Here is a 12,961-nt window from a genome sequence, read left to right as displayed (position 1 = left end):
GGTCAGCGTCCTTCTTCGATCCAGGTGGCGGAGGGGCCGTCGAGGACGATGTCCCAGGCGTAGCCGAGCGAGAAATCGGGCCGCGACAGCGCGTGGTCGTAGGTGGCGACGAGCCGCTCGCGGGCGGCGCGGTCGGTGACCGAACGCAGGATGGGGTCGTGGGCGAAGAGCGGGTCGCCGGGGAAGTACATCTGCGTCACGAGCCGCTGGGTGAACGCCGTGCCGAACACGGAGAAGTGGATGTGGGCGGGGCGCCACGCGTTGGTGTGGTTCCGCCAGGGGTACGCGCCCGGCTTGATCGTCGTGAAGGTGTAGCGGCCCTCGTCGTCGGTGAGGGTACGGCCGACGCCGGTGAAGTTGGGGTCGAGCGGGGCCGGGTGCTGGTCGCGCAGATGGGCGTACCGGCCGGAGGCGTTGGCCTGCCACAGCTCGATGAGCTGACCGCGTACGGGGCGGCCGGCCCGGTCGAGGAGGCGGCCGGAGACGGTGATCCGTTCGCCGAGCGGCTCGCCGGGGTGCTGCCGGGTGAGGTCGTTGTCGATCTCGGTGATGTCGGTCGGTCCGAAGACGGGGCCGGAGAGCTCCACCGTCTCGGGGTCGCCGCCGTTCACGGCCACCAGCGGCTGGTGGGGGTGGCGGAGCAGCGAGCTGCGGTACGGGGCGTAGTCGCGGGCCGGATGGCTGCGGGGCGCCGCGCCGGCGGCCAGCTCCTTGTCGTACGCGTCCTGGAGGTCGTCGATCTCGGTGTCGATGTCCGACTGGGTGAGGGCCATGGGGATTCCCGGGGTGTGTCAGCGGGTGGGGGCGCCGAGGACGTGGTGGACCGTGGCGGCCGTCCTGGCGAGGAGTTCGGCGGGGTCGACGCCGGGTGCCGTCTCGACGAGGACGAGTCCGTCGTCGGTGACGTCGAGGACCCCGAGGTCGGTGACGATCAGGTCGACACAGCCCCGGCCGGTCAGGGGGAGGGTGCACTCCTCCACGATCTTCGGGGTGCCGTCCTTGGCGGTGTGGGTCATCACGACGATGACCTTCCGGGCGCCGTGGACCAGGTCCATCGCCCCACCGATGCCGGTGATCAGCTTGCCGGGTACGGCCCAGTTGGCGAGGTCACCGCGCGCCGAGACCTGCATGGCGCCGAGTACGGCGACGTCGATGTGCCCGCCCCGGATCATCCCGAAGGAGAGCGCGGAGTCGAAGAAGGAGGCCCCGGGAAGGACGGTGACGGTCTCCTTGCCGGCGTTGATGAGATCGGGGTCGACCTGGTCCTCGGCCGGGTAGGGGCCGGTGCCCAGGATGCCGTTCTCCGACTCCAGGATCACCTCCACGCCCTCGGGGAGGTGGTTGGGGATCAGGGTGGGCAGTCCGATGCCCAGGTTGACGTATTGGCCGTCCTCCAGCTCGCGCGCGGCGCGGGCGGCCATCTGCTCACGGGTCCAGCTCATCGCGTGGTCCCTCCTTCCGACGGCGCGGAGACCGTACGCCGTTCGATGCGCTTCGCCCGCGCCTGTCCGGGGGTCAGGGCCACCACGCGCTGGACGAAGACACCGGGCAGATGCACCTCGTCGGGATCGAGCCCGCCCGGTTCGACGAGCTCCTCGACCTCGGCGACCGTCACCTTTCCGGCCATCGCGGCGAGGGGGTTGAAGTTCCGTGCCGACTTGTTGAAGACGAGGTTGCCGTGGCGGTCGCCGCGGGCGGCCCGGACGAGAGCGAAGTCCGTGCGGATGCCGTGCTCGAGGACGTACTCGGTCCCGTCGAAGGCCCGTACCTCCTTGGGCGGCGAGGCCAGCGCGACCCCTCCGGCGCCGTCGTAGCGCCAGGGCAGACCGCCCTCGGCGACCTGGGTGCCCACGCCGGCGGGGGTGTAGAAGGCGGGGATGCCGCAGCCGCCGGCGCGCAGCCGCTCCGCGAGCGTGCCCTGGGGGATCAGTTCGACCTCCAGCTCGCCGGCGAGGTACTGCCGCGCGAACTCCTTGTTCGAGCCGATGTACGAGCCCGTGACCCGGGCGATCCGGCCGGCGGCCAGGAGCACGGCGAGACCGGAGTCCATGGCCCCGCAGTTGTTCGAGACCACGCTCAGGCCACTGGTCCCCTGCCCGTACAGGGCCTCGATGAGTACGTTCGGCACTCCGCTGAGGCCGAAGCCGCCGACGGCGAGCGACGCTCCGTCCCCGATGTCGGCCACCGCCTCGGCGGCGGTGGCGACCACCTTGTCCATTCGAGAAGCCTCCGCGTCGTGAAAGAGTGCCGTCGACAATTAGTCAGTGCACTGAGTATTTGCTTCAACGCGGTCATGCTGGCATCGCGTTTCCCGGCCGTCAAGAGCCGCCCGGGGCGGTGAGCGGCGGGAGCGTATCGTTCCGTACACCGATGAAATCAACCGGAGGCAGACGATGGCCGCGGTGGATCTGACCACCCATCCCGGGCACCTGGCCCGGCGGCTCCAGCAGGCGCACCACCTGCTGTGGACGACGATGGTCTCGGAGGAGATCACCTCCCCGCAGTTCGGCGTCCTCAACGCCCTGAGGGCCGAGCCCGGCCTCGACCAGCGGACCGTGGGCGAGCGCGTGGGCCTGGACCGCTCGACCATCGCCGAGGTCGTCAGCCGGCTCACCCGCCGCGGGCTGCTCGACAAGGTGCGCGACCGGGAGGACGGCCGCCGGTTCCTGCTGCGGCTGACCGAGGACGGGGAGCGGACGCACCGCGGGCTGACCGTACGGACGGCTCGGATGAACCAGGTCTTCCTCGCCCCCCTCTCGCCCGAGGAACAAACGCAGTTCATGAGCCTGCTGCTACGGGTCTCCGACGCGGCGGAACAGCTCCGCGCCCCGGGGGAGCCGCTCGCCTCGGCGTGAGGTCGGCGAAGGCGGGGGCCAGGGGCGGGACCGGCGTGGGCTGGCCGGGGCGGGGCCGACTGGGCTGCACGGGGGCGGGTGCCGGGAAGACGGCCGGCCTCGGGCCCGCGCGGGATCGGACGTGCGGCACACGCACCGGGCCGGACGGGCGAGCCGGAGAGCCCGCTCGGCCGTCGGGCCCGCGCGGAATCAGACCTCCGGCACGTGGGCGAACCGCCCCGCCGTCCGCAGATCCTCCTCGACGCGGGCGACCGCGGCGCGCAGCTCCGGCAGGACGTCGTCGACGCACTCCTCGACGCTGCGACGGCTGCTGTGCATGGCCACGTTGACGGCGGCCACGACGGCGCCCGCCCGATCGCGCACCGGCACGGCGATCGACCGGAGCCCCTGCTCCAGCTCCTCGTCGACGAGGGCGTAACCCTGCTGCCGCACCCGCTCCAGGATCGCGGCGAGCTCAGCGCGGGAGGTGACCGTGTACGGGGTCAGGGCCTCAGGCTCGACGGACTCCAGCCACGCGGTGCGCTCCTCGGGCGGCAGGTCCGCGAGCATCACCCGGCCCAGGGAGGTGGCGTGGGCGGGGAAGCGGGTGCCGACGGTGATGTGGACGCTCATGACGCGACGGGTGGCGACCCGGCCCGTGTAGCGGACGTCGGCGCCGGCAAGCACCGCGAGGGAGGCGGAGTCGTGGACGCGGCGGGACAGTTCGGCGAGATGCGGCGCCGCGATCTGCGGGAGCGACAGCCGTGAGAGGTGGGGGAAGCCGAGCGCGAGCACCTGGGGCGTCAGCCGGAACAGCCGCCCCGCGGCACTGACGTACCCCAGGTGCTCGAGGGTGATCAGGGCCCGCCGGGCGGTGGCCCGGGCCAGCCCGGTCGCCTCGGCCACAGCGGTCAGCGGGAGCGCGGAACGGCCCTCGCCGAAGGCGGTGAGGACCGTGAGCCCGCGGGCCAGGGACTCGATGAAGCCGCGGCCGAGTTCCTGCTTCGAGGCATGGGTCCAGTCGGCGAGACCGGGGCCCGTGGGGGCGGCCGCGGAGTCCCGCGCCCCGCCCGTGCCGCCCGCCGGTGCGCGAGGTGCGACGTCCGCGGTCCCGCCGGAGTGGTCCCGCAGCAGCAGCTCCCAGGACGCCACGGCGGCGCGCAGCCGGGGCAGCATGGCCTCGCGGAGCGAGTCGGCGGTGTGGCGGCTGGTGTGGCTGACCACGCTGACCACACAGGCCACGACGCCCGCCGCGTCCCGTACGGGCAGGGACAGGGCGACCAGGCCGGGTTCGATGAGCTGGTCGTCCAGGGCCCAGCCCCGCTCCCCCGCCCGCGCCGCGCGGGCCGCGAACTCCCGCTCGTCCGGCCCGCCTCCGGGCGGTACGGCGGGGAAGCCGGCGCTCCGGGGGTCGGCCGCCCTGCGGTCGCGCCAGCGATCCCACTCCGTCCCGGTCCAGTCGGCGGCGAACAACGCCCCCGGGGCGGTACGTTCGGCGGGGAGCAGGTCGCCGATGCGGAAGCTGAGGGACATGGCACGCCGGCGGGTGGCCTGATGGACGAAGCGGATGCCGTCGCCGTCGGCGACCGCGAGGGAGACCGACTCGTCGAGCTCGTCCGCGAGCGCGTCGGCGCGGCCGCCCAGCAGGCGCGGAAGGCCGAGGGCGGCGAGATAGGCGTTGCCGAGTTCCATCAACCGGGGGGCGAGGAAGACGTCGCGGCCGTCGAGACGGACGTACCCCATGCGGGCGAGCGTGCCGGTCACGCGGTCCACGGTGGAGCGGGCCAGACCGGTGGTGCGCTCCAGCTCGCTGAGACTGAGCGCCCCGTCGGCGTCGGTGAGCCGGCGCAGGACGGTGAGGCCGCGCATCAGGGGGGCGACGGCCTCTTGCGGCACACCCCGCTCGTGCGGTGCGTGCGGAGCGGCCCGCTCGGGCTGCGGGTGCTGCGGCGCGTCCCGCTCGTGCGGTGCGTCCGGCGCCGGAGCGGTTTCGGTCGGTGGCATGGACTCTCCCTGACGGATCTCGGGGACACCGTAATGAATGGAGACGGAAGGGGCCCGGCGTGTCCGCGCCGGGGCGTTGACAGCCGCGTGTCACGGGGCGCAGACTCGGCCCGCTCTTGAGTGAAGTTTATTTCACCATACGAACATGGAGAGACGATGCACACCACCGTGGGGATCATCGGTGGCGGCCCCTCCGGGCTGCTGCTCGCCCGCCTGCTGCACAACGCCGGGGTCGACTGCGTGGTCCTGGAGTCCCGCGACCGCGCCTATGTGGAGCGCCGCCAACGCGCCGGGATCCTCGAACAGGCCACCGTCGACGCCCTGCGGGCGGCCGGGGCCGGGGCGCGGCTGGACGCCGAGGGCCTGCCCCACGACGGCATCGAGCTCCGCTTCGACGGACGCGCCCACCGGGTCCACTTCCCCTCGCTCACCGACGGCCGCCGGGTGTGGGTCTACGCGCAGACCGAGGTGGTCAAGGACCTGATCGCCCTGCAACTCGCCGACGGCGGACCGCTGCTGTTCGACGCGGAGGTGCGCGCGGTGGAGGGCGTCGACACCGACCGTCCGTCGATCCGCTACACCCACGAGGGCCGCGAGCAGACCCTGACCTGCGACTACGTCGTGGGCTGCGACGGATACCACGGCGTGGCGCGCACGGCGGTCCCGGAGGCGGAGCGCACGACGTACGAGCGGACGTATCCGTACTCCTGGCTCGGTATCCTCGCGGACGCCGCGCCCGTGTACGACGAGTTGATCTACGCGCACTCGGAGCGCGGGTTCGCGCTGGCCAGCATGCGGTCGCCGAGCGTGAGCCGGCTCTACCTCCAGGTGCCGAACGGCACGGACCCGGCCGACTGGTCCGACGAGCGCATATGGGACGAGCTGGACGCCCGCTTCTCGCTCGGCACGGAGCCCGGGTGGCGGCTCGAGCGCGGCCCGGTCACACAGAAGTCGGTGCTGCCGATGCGCAGTTCGGTGACGGAGCCGATGCGGTACGGGCGGCTGCTCCTCGCCGGGGACGCGGCGCACATCGTCCCGCCGACCGGCGCGAAGGGCCTCAATCTCGCCGCGGCCGACGTGATCGTCCTCGCCCGTGCGCTCGCCCGGTGGTCCACCACCGGCTCCACGGACCTGCTCGACGCGTACTCCGACACCTGCCTGCGCCGGGTCTGGCGCGCCGAGCACTTCTCGTACTTCATGACGACGACACTGCACACCGATCCCGGGCAGTCGGCCTTCGACACCCGGCTCCAGCTCTCCCAGCTCGACCGGATCGCGACCTCACCGCATGCGGCGGCCGAACTGGCGCAGAACTACGCGGGGTTGCCGCTCTGAGCGGAGGGTCCACCGGGTACATCCGACGGACCGCACATCGAGCGGCGCGCGTCATCGGCGGCCCGGTGCCTCGACGGCGATGGGGCATCGCGACGGCGGTGGGGCGGGTGTGAAACCCGCAGGGGCCGAGGCCGTCAGGAGCCCGGCCACGGGGGACAGCGGCCCGTTACGGTGGGCGGGTGACGAACCTCTGGAATCCGACGGACGCCGGTGTACTGGAGTTGCCCTCCGGGCGTGTGGTACGGGGGCGCGGGCTCCGGCACCCGCTGCCACCGGGACAGACCCCCGACTTCGCCGTCCATCTGCTCGGCAAGCGCCCGCCGGAGGTCTCCTGGGAGGCACGGTGGCTGCGCTGGCCGGACTTCCGCCTGCCGGCCGACCCCACGGAGACGCGGACCGTCCTGGCCGAGGCGTGGGCCCGGGCCGAGACGGAGCGGGTCGAGTTCGCCTGCGGGGGCGGCGTCGGCCGGACCGGTACGGCCCTGGCGTGTCTCGCCGTCCTCGACGGCGTACCGGCCGACCGTGCCGTGGAGTTCGTCCGCCGCGCGTACCATCCGCGCGCGGTCGAGACCCCGTGGCAGAAGCGCTACGTACGGCGGTTCGCCGCCTAGGCGGCGGCCCCGGTGGTGGACCGAGGTGGCCGGTGGTGGACCCCTCCGACGACGCCTCCGGGCGGCCCTCGGTCCCCGTCCCCCTCGCACGGGGCGCGTCGGTCACGACGGGTGGAGCGCCACCCCACACAGGCCGAGCCCGCTCTGCGCGGCCGCGCGCCAGACCCTCAGAGGCCCGTCCAGAGGCCCGTCCAGGACACTCTCCTCGCCCGGCGCGTACGGCAGCCAGTCCTGGGCGTCCGCGTCGGCGCGCTCCGCCGCGCCCAAGGACGGAGCAGCGGCCCGGCTGGTTCGACGTGCGCTGGAGCGGGCTCGATCCACCCCGCCTCAGCGGAACGCGTGGACCACCTCGATCTCGCCGACGATGTGGGCGTTGAAGTCGTCCAGCTCCTCGGCCGGAACCCAGAGCTCGAGGATCGTCCGCCCGCCCGCCTGCTGGACGGGATACCGGCTCAAGAACTCCGACTCGACCTCGAAGCGAGTGACGAAACCGGCGCCACTGTGCTTCACGTTCCAGTCCCGTGCGATCTTGATCGCGTAGTCCTCGTCGAGAACCGGGTAGAAGATCGGCTGCTCGGGCAGCCTGGGCGGCCACGCACGCCAATTCAGCTCCCGCACCAGATCCAGCTCCTCGGGGCCGGTGGGGCGCCACAGGGTCGTCGTCGCTCGTCGGCTGGTCATGTACGTCGCTCTCTGGACAGGGGCCGCAGGCCGCTTGGTACGGCAGGCCGGGAGAGCGGACGTTACCGGCACCGCGGACGCGGCAGCCACGCGATATCGATCGGTTGGTGCGGGCGTCAGGACGTGTCGCCGCGAGCGTTCACGGCATCGGGTCCCTGTTCGCGGCGGGTTGGACCCGCATACCCGGCCGGCGCCGGTGGACGGTCAGGTACGCCAGGCCGCGTGGGCCGGCGACGAGCCCGCGGGTGGAGCCGCGGGGCAGCCAGACGAGGCTGCCTCCTCCCAGGGAGCGCGGTCCTTCGGAGGTGGTCAACGTGCCGTCCCCGGCCACGACCAGCAGGAGGACGTCCAGGTCCGGCTCGGCATGGGGGTCGACACGTCGACCGGGCGGGACGCGTACGACATTGGCGTCGAGCTGGCGACCGGGTTCCGCAAGCCGCCACACGGCACCGGCCGTTTCCGGACCGAGCGTCTCCAGTGTTCCGGTGTCGAACAGAACCCGAGGCACCGGCGCCCCGTCCGCCGCGTCCGAAGAGTCGCCGTCCGCCACTGTCACCACCGCAACCCTCCGTTGTGCTTGTCCGTCCGCCCGCCACGCTTCGCGCCGGCGCTCCACCGCGGTAACGCCTCGAGCCGCCGATTCGTGACGCACTCCAGTGGCCGGAGCCGCCGCATGGAGCACTACCATCGCGCGTTCGCGGGCCTGCTGCTGGAGAACCCGACGCCCGCCCGCCCGCACTCCTGGCCCGGATCGCACACCAGCACGCCTCCACCCCTAAGCGGCCGCCGCAAGAGGTGCAGGGCGTTCGACCGGTCCATGGCGTCGCGTCGGGGCTTGCCTCTGTTCACCAGGACTCGCCCCGGCCGGAAGGGCCGGTACGCGCGGCCGCGGTCAGCGCCTGGCCGAGCACATGTCCGATCACGGCCACCTGGGGCGGTGGAGCTTCTAGGATCTGCGGCATGTCAACAAGGCTCGTACAGATCAACATGAAGGCTCAGGACGACTCCGTGCTCGGCCGGTTCTGGGCGGAGGCACTCGGTTGGGGTGTCGACAGCGAGGGACCCGGCGTGACCAACCTCGAACCCGTGGGCTTCAGCTACCCCGATCCTGGGGCCGTCTGCATCGACATCATCGCCCGCCCGGAACCCAAAACGGTCAAGAACCGGGTGCACCTCGATCTGGCCACCACCTCCACCGCCCATCAGGCGGAGTTGGTCGCGCGCCTGAAGGACCTCGGCGCGACGCCCGCCGACGTCGGTCAGGGCGACGTCCCCCGGACGGTCATGGCCGACCCGGAGGGCAACGAGTTCTGCGTCCTGGAGCCCCGTCCGCGCTACCAGGACACCGGGCCGATCGCCGCGGTGGTGGTCGACTGCACCGACCCGCGAAGGATGGCCCGGTTCTGGGGCCAGGCGATGGACTGGACCGTGCACGAGGTCACCGACGACCACGCGACCATGCGCTCCGCCAAAGACGTCGGCCCCTACCTGGAGTTCCTCCACACCCCCGACACCAAGAGCGGGTGGAACCGCGTCCACCTCGACGTCCGCCCCTACCCCGGTGACGACCTGGCCGCGGAGGCGGCCCGCCTGCGCGCCCTGGGCGCCACCGACCCCGATATCGATCAGTCCGCAATCTCCTGGACGGTTCTGGCCGACCCCGAAGGCAACGAGTTCTGCCTCCTCACCCCTCGCTGACCAGGCAACGACTCCGGCGGGGTCCGGGGCATGGGTGAAGACCGCGCGGCGTCAGCCCATGCCACCGGAGACGGGGAGGGCGTCACCTGTCAGCCGGCGTGCGTCAGAACGCCCTACGCGCGGGCCATGGTCGCCGGCGGTGCCCGTCCTGAGGCCGGACACGTCCCGGCATCGCGAGGTCGGCGACCGGGCCTGCTCGGTCGGCCCTGCTCGGCCGCCCCGCGCCGAGACCGCGCACCGGGTCAGGTCCGGTCCGCGGCGCGCAGGGCCCGCGCCAGCCATTCCAGCTCCTCCGTCGCGTCGGGCGACGAAGCCTGCCCGCGCACACGGGCGACGAGGCCCCGGTAGTGCTCCGCTCCTGCCTCGATCCCGGCCTCGAGGCTGCGCAGCACGGCGGCCCGATCGGCGTCACCGAACATCCCGGACAGCATCTCCGCCGCTTCCGGTCCCTCGGGAGCGACCCCGGCCTTTCTGACTTCCGCGACGGTCTGCACGATCTGCCTGGCCCACCAGATGGACGCCCCGGGGGGACGGCTCTGCCCGGGTACGGGCGTGTTGAGCTCCATCCATGAGCGCATCCGGGCACGGAAGCCAGGATTCCGCACCCATTCGGCCAGTTCGATCCAGGCGTCGACCTGCTCAGGTGTGGGATCGTCGGGCAATTCGACGCTGTAGGTGCGTATGCGGTCGCGCAGGCGCGGGTCGTCGAGGCCGCCGAACACCTCCTCCTTGAACTCCTCCATGATCTGCTTGCGCTCGGCGGCGGAAAGCCGCGCCAACCGGTTCATCAGTGTTGTCTCCTCAACGGTCGAACCCCGTTTCGCCACGGTGGACAGGACGGCCCGGCTCACCTTGAGGGAGCGGATCTGCGCGTCGAGAGCGGCCACATGCGTGTCGGCGACCTCGGCGACCGTGGTGCGGCCGCTCAGGACGCGGCACACGTCGTCGAGCCCGAGGCCCAGCTCGCGCAGGGTGCGGACCAGCTCGACACGGGCCACGGACTCGGCGCCGTACAACCGGTAGCCACCCGCGGAACGGCCCACAGGCGGCACCGCCCCCTCGTCCGACCAGAAGCGCAGAGTACGTACCGGCACTCCGGTGCGGCGCGCGAGCCGGCCAATGGTGAGCAGGTCGGGGTTTTCGTCGTCCATGAGGAAGATCCTGAACCCTCCTCCGGCTGGAGACTCAAGGGCCCGCTCGCCGGGCGGCGAGATGCAGCGCGGCCTGGCCCACGCCCGCTGACCGGATGTTGCAGATCCGCGTTGACCTCAACCTTGGTTCACGTTCTAGCGTGACGTTCCGTGCGACGCCGGTGGCGGCGGCCCTGGAGGGGCTGCGCCACTGCTACCCGAGAGAGAGCGGACCCGATGAACACTGCCTCAGCACGAAACGACGCCCTGCCGCCCGTGACCGTGATCGGTCTCGGCGAGATGGGCTCGGCCCTCGCCGGGGCCTTCCTGGACGCCGGGCACCCGACCACGGTGTGGAACCGTACGCCGGAGAAGGCCGACCCGCTCGTCACCAAGGGGGCCCTGGCGTCCGCGTCGGTGCGCGACGCCGTGGTCGCCAGTCCTCTGGTGGTCGTCAGCGTGAAGGGCAACGCGACGGCTCGCGACCTACTGGGATCCGCGGGTGACGCCCTGTCCGGCCGCTCCGTCCTCAATCTCACGGACGGGACATCCGAAGAGGCCAGGGCCGTGGCCGAATGGGTCAGGGGCCGAGGCGCGCAGTATCTCCATGGGCAGATCATGACGATCGCTCCGGGCATCGGAAGCGCGGAGACGGTGATTTTCTACGGCGGTTCCGACACCGTCTTCCACCGGTTCAAGCCCACACTTCAGCTCCTCGGCGGCCGGGGAACGCTGGTCTCGGCCGACGCCGGCCTCCCGGCCCTGTACGGAATGGCCGTTCACGGCACCATGTGGGGCGCGCTCAACGGATTCCTGCACGCGGCCGCGTTGTTGACCAGCGAGGGCGTCGAGGTGAAGCGGTTCCTGGACGACGCCGGCCCGTCGGTCGCCGCGTTACTGGGATCCTTCCCGATGATCGCCGACGAGGTCGACCGTGGTGAGTACGCGACGCGGTACGGGGCGCTCCAGCATCACCTGCCTTCGGTCGAGGACCTGATCCGCGAGAGCGCGGCACGGAACATCGACGTCGAATTGCCCGGTTACACCCTCGGCCTGGTGACCAAGGCCGTGGAGGAGGGCCATGCCGACGACAGCTACTCGCGCCTCATCGAGTACTTCCGGAAGGGGTGACGACGGGGTGCGAGGCCGTCTCCTGACCGAGGCGGCCGCCGGCCCCCGAGACGCCCGTGCCACTCAGGCGTCCCGGCATCGGTCCCTGGCCTCCGGGCGTAGCCGGAAGCCGGCCGACTCGTAGGTGGCGACGGCGCCGACGTCGGAGCTCGGGGTGCAGACGAGCGCGCTCGACGCGCCCAGTTCCTGGAGCGCGGCCGCCGCGGCGAGGGTGATCGCCTTGCCGTAGCCGTGCGGCGGTGGTCGCGGACGCCCATCGGTTCGAGCAATCCGGGCCGGCCGGGACCGGCCGACCACACGGTCACCGCCGCCGCCGCGTTGCCTTGGTCGTCGTACGCGACGAGGCTTCGCGCGTCGGCGTACGGCAACCCGGTCGACATCGCGTGCCGGCGCTCCTCCGTGAACCGCGACCCGTCGAACGCCGTGCGGAGCACGGCGGCGAACACGTGCGCCCGCTCCCGTCCGACCTCCTCGACGCGGACGCCGGGGTCGTTCACCGGCTCCGTGAGGTCGCGGCGCAGCGGAGTCCACGGCTCGTCGTCGTTCCAGCCGGTCGCGGACAACAGATCGTGCACCAGCGCACCCGTCGGCGCCTCGACGCTCGCCCTGCCTTCGGGCAGCACACCGTGGTCCGGCTCGGTCACGTCGCCGACCAACCGCTGGGCCAGCTCCTCGTCGATCTGAGCGTCCGGCGCGATCGTCAGCCTCAACAGTCCGGGTCCGTCCAGCAGTCCGACGGCGAGGATCCGCCCGTCACGGCTCCATGTCCTGACCGCCGCGGCGGTCGCCTCCGCACCCGAGCGCCAGAACCAGCCCAGGTCACCCGGATGCAGCTGCGTCGGGGCCCCCTCGTACTGCCCCTCCCGCAGCGCCCCCCAGCCTCGCTCAGCCCGTCGACTCCCGGCTTGCTCAACACGATCGCCATGGCCGATCACACACCACCGCAGCGAGGGTCCGCACCAGGTTTCCGACGGTACGGACTCAGAGCTCAGGGCGTGTCGAAAGAGGCGCGGAACGCGTGGTTCACCCCTCCTGAGACAGCGAGTTGAGCCAGCCGGCGTCCAGGAACTCGGCGGGTACCTCGTCCTCCCACGGATCGATCCCGCGACGTTCCAGCTCGTCGAACCACCGGTCCCGCTGTGAATCAGGGAGGCGCTGACCGCACCAGGGGCAGAAGTCGATCCCGATGCTCGATGTGCCGCCGTCATGGATGATCAGGCCGTACTCCTGGAACTTGGCGCTGAAGCCGACCAACACGTCCGGGCAGTCGAAGGGGTCATCGTGCTGGTCGCAGGGAGCGTTCACGCGGCTGCTCATGGCCTCGCAGCAGTGGGTGGTCATGACCTCGGCTTCTCGTCGGATCGGTATCAGGACGAGCAGTAGATCATGGACCTGTGATGATCACCGAGGGGCCGGTGCCGCAAGGTGCTCCGGAAGACACGGGCTAGGTGTATTGACCCGCAGGGTTGTTGACGCGGGTGATGGGTGGGTGTCCGTCGAGTGCGGTGTGGCAGCGGTGGTGGTTGTAGGTGTGGAG

14 protein-coding genes and 1 pseudogene are annotated in these 12,961 nt (G+C 71.9%); 5 read left to right on the top strand and 10 right to left on the bottom strand.

Features of this window, described 5'->3' with window-relative positions:
• Positions 1-2: 2 nt before the first annotated feature.
• From pcaH to ACZ4VW_RS15840, 3 genes are read right to left on the bottom strand one after another with little or no spacing between them, the layout of a single operon-like run.
• Positions 3-773 (bottom strand): protocatechuate 3,4-dioxygenase subunit beta, encoded by a 771-nt coding sequence (pcaH, locus tag ACZ4VW_RS15850; RefSeq protein WP_467962560.1) that lies wholly within the window; start codon positions 771-773, stop codon positions 3-5.
• Between the two features lie 18 nt (positions 774-791).
• Positions 792-1,442, bottom strand: coding sequence for a CoA transferase subunit B (locus tag ACZ4VW_RS15845; protein ID WP_467962558.1), 651 nt, complete (start codon positions 1,440-1,442; stop codon positions 792-794).
• Positions 1,439-2,218 (bottom strand): CoA transferase subunit A, encoded by a 780-nt coding sequence (locus ACZ4VW_RS15840; RefSeq protein WP_467962556.1) that lies wholly within the window; start codon positions 2,216-2,218, stop codon positions 1,439-1,441. Before ACZ4VW_RS15840 ends, ACZ4VW_RS15845 begins: the two co-directional genes overlap by 4 nt.
• A 175-nt stretch (positions 2,219-2,393) precedes the next feature.
• Between ACZ4VW_RS15840 and ACZ4VW_RS15835 the strand changes: the two genes are divergently transcribed.
• Positions 2,394-2,855: a MarR family winged helix-turn-helix transcriptional regulator gene (locus tag ACZ4VW_RS15835; RefSeq protein ID WP_467962554.1), complete on the top strand. Its 462-nt coding sequence runs from the start codon at positions 2,394-2,396 to the stop codon at positions 2,853-2,855.
• A 189-nt stretch (positions 2,856-3,044) separates the two neighbouring features.
• On the opposite strand, the gene ACZ4VW_RS15830 is transcribed toward ACZ4VW_RS15835, so the two are convergent.
• Entirely contained in the window at positions 3,045-4,838 is a 1,794-nt protein-coding gene (locus tag ACZ4VW_RS15830) for an IclR family transcriptional regulator domain-containing protein (RefSeq protein WP_467962552.1), read from the bottom strand.
• 156 nt (positions 4,839-4,994) lie between these two features.
• Between ACZ4VW_RS15830 and ACZ4VW_RS15825 the strand changes: the two genes are divergently transcribed.
• The gene (locus tag ACZ4VW_RS15825; RefSeq protein WP_467962550.1) at positions 4,995-6,173 is read left to right on the top strand and encodes a 4-hydroxybenzoate 3-monooxygenase; all 1,179 of its coding nucleotides are present in this window, start codon (positions 4,995-4,997) and stop codon (positions 6,171-6,173) included.
• Positions 6,174-6,352: 179 nt separating this feature from the next.
• Positions 6,353-6,784 carry a protein-tyrosine phosphatase family protein gene (locus tag ACZ4VW_RS15820; RefSeq protein ID WP_467962548.1) on the top strand — a complete coding sequence of 144 codons (432 nt, stop codon included), beginning with the start codon at positions 6,353-6,355 and terminating at the stop codon, positions 6,782-6,784.
• Positions 6,785-6,886: 102 nt separating this feature from the next.
• Here ACZ4VW_RS15820 and ACZ4VW_RS15815 read toward each other — a convergent pair whose 3' ends face one another.
• From ACZ4VW_RS15815 to ACZ4VW_RS15805, 3 genes are all read right to left on the bottom strand, one after another.
• On the bottom strand, positions 6,887-7,051 hold the full coding sequence (locus ACZ4VW_RS15815) for a hypothetical protein (RefSeq protein ID WP_467962546.1): 165 nt from the start codon (positions 7,049-7,051) through the stop codon (positions 6,887-6,889).
• Between the two features lie 60 nt (positions 7,052-7,111).
• A complete protein-coding gene (locus ACZ4VW_RS15810) occupies positions 7,112-7,465 on the bottom strand; it encodes a hypothetical protein (RefSeq protein ID WP_467962544.1) in 354 nt (117 codons plus the stop codon).
• Positions 7,466-7,604: 139 nt separating this feature from the next.
• A complete protein-coding gene (locus tag ACZ4VW_RS15805) occupies positions 7,605-8,021 on the bottom strand; it encodes a cupin domain-containing protein (protein WP_467963169.1) in 417 nt (138 codons plus the stop codon).
• Between the two features lie 404 nt (positions 8,022-8,425).
• Between ACZ4VW_RS15805 and ACZ4VW_RS15800 the strand changes: the two genes are divergently transcribed.
• Positions 8,426-9,163: a VOC family protein gene (locus ACZ4VW_RS15800; protein ID WP_467962542.1), complete on the top strand. Its 738-nt coding sequence runs from the start codon at positions 8,426-8,428 to the stop codon at positions 9,161-9,163.
• A gap of 242 nt (positions 9,164-9,405) precedes the next feature.
• On the opposite strand, the gene ACZ4VW_RS15795 is transcribed toward ACZ4VW_RS15800, so the two are convergent.
• Positions 9,406-10,314, bottom strand: coding sequence for a helix-turn-helix domain-containing protein (locus ACZ4VW_RS15795; RefSeq protein ID WP_467962540.1), 909 nt, complete (start codon positions 10,312-10,314; stop codon positions 9,406-9,408).
• Positions 10,315-10,530: 216 nt separating this feature from the next.
• Here ACZ4VW_RS15795 and ACZ4VW_RS15790 point away from each other — a divergent pair, with 216 nt between their 5' ends.
• Positions 10,531-11,424: an NAD(P)-dependent oxidoreductase gene (locus ACZ4VW_RS15790; RefSeq protein ID WP_467962538.1), complete on the top strand. Its 894-nt coding sequence runs from the start codon at positions 10,531-10,533 to the stop codon at positions 11,422-11,424.
• Positions 11,425-11,487: 63 nt separating this feature from the next.
• On the opposite strand, the pseudogene ACZ4VW_RS15785 reads toward ACZ4VW_RS15790, so the two are convergent.
• A pseudogene (locus ACZ4VW_RS15785) lies at positions 11,488-12,349 on the bottom strand (GNAT family N-acetyltransferase).
• Between the two features lie 98 nt (positions 12,350-12,447).
• Positions 12,448-12,765 carry a DUF6980 family protein gene (locus ACZ4VW_RS15780; protein ID WP_467962536.1) on the bottom strand — a complete coding sequence of 106 codons (318 nt, stop codon included), beginning with the start codon at positions 12,763-12,765 and terminating at the stop codon, positions 12,448-12,450.
• Positions 12,766-12,961 lie beyond the last annotated feature (196 nt).

This window comes from Streptomyces sp. NPDC029139, from assembly GCF_055564335.1.
This window is presented reverse-complemented; position numbering and strand designations above follow the sequence as displayed.

What these genes read in the sequence shown, in the direction of transcription:
- ACZ4VW_RS15810 (WP_467962544.1), bottom strand. Translation starts at nt 7,465, where the DNA reads ATGACCAGCCGACGAGCGACGACGACCCTGTGGCGCCCCACCGGCCCC.
- ACZ4VW_RS15825 (WP_467962550.1), top strand. Translation starts at nt 4,995, where the DNA reads ATGCACACCACCGTGGGGATCATCGGTGGCGGCCCCTCCGGGCTGCTG.
- ACZ4VW_RS15840 (WP_467962556.1), bottom strand. Translation starts at nt 2,218, where the DNA reads ATGGACAAGGTGGTCGCCACCGCCGCCGAGGCGGTGGCCGACATCGGG.
- ACZ4VW_RS15780 (WP_467962536.1), bottom strand. Translation starts at nt 12,765, where the DNA reads ATGACCACCCACTGCTGCGAGGCCATGAGCAGCCGCGTGAACGCTCCC.
- ACZ4VW_RS15835 (WP_467962554.1), top strand. Translation starts at nt 2,394, where the DNA reads ATGGCCGCGGTGGATCTGACCACCCATCCCGGGCACCTGGCCCGGCGG.
- pcaH (WP_467962560.1), bottom strand. Translation starts at nt 773, where the DNA reads ATGGCCCTCACCCAGTCGGACATCGACACCGAGATCGACGACCTCCAG.
- ACZ4VW_RS15845 (WP_467962558.1), bottom strand. Translation starts at nt 1,442, where the DNA reads ATGAGCTGGACCCGTGAGCAGATGGCCGCCCGCGCCGCGCGCGAGCTG.
- ACZ4VW_RS15790 (WP_467962538.1), top strand. Translation starts at nt 10,531, where the DNA reads ATGAACACTGCCTCAGCACGAAACGACGCCCTGCCGCCCGTGACCGTG.
- ACZ4VW_RS15830 (WP_467962552.1), bottom strand. Translation starts at nt 4,838, where the DNA reads ATGCCACCGACCGAAACCGCTCCGGCGCCGGACGCACCGCACGAGCGG.
- ACZ4VW_RS15800 (WP_467962542.1), top strand. Translation starts at nt 8,426, where the DNA reads ATGTCAACAAGGCTCGTACAGATCAACATGAAGGCTCAGGACGACTCC.
- ACZ4VW_RS15795 (WP_467962540.1), bottom strand. Translation starts at nt 10,314, where the DNA reads ATGGACGACGAAAACCCCGACCTGCTCACCATTGGCCGGCTCGCGCGC.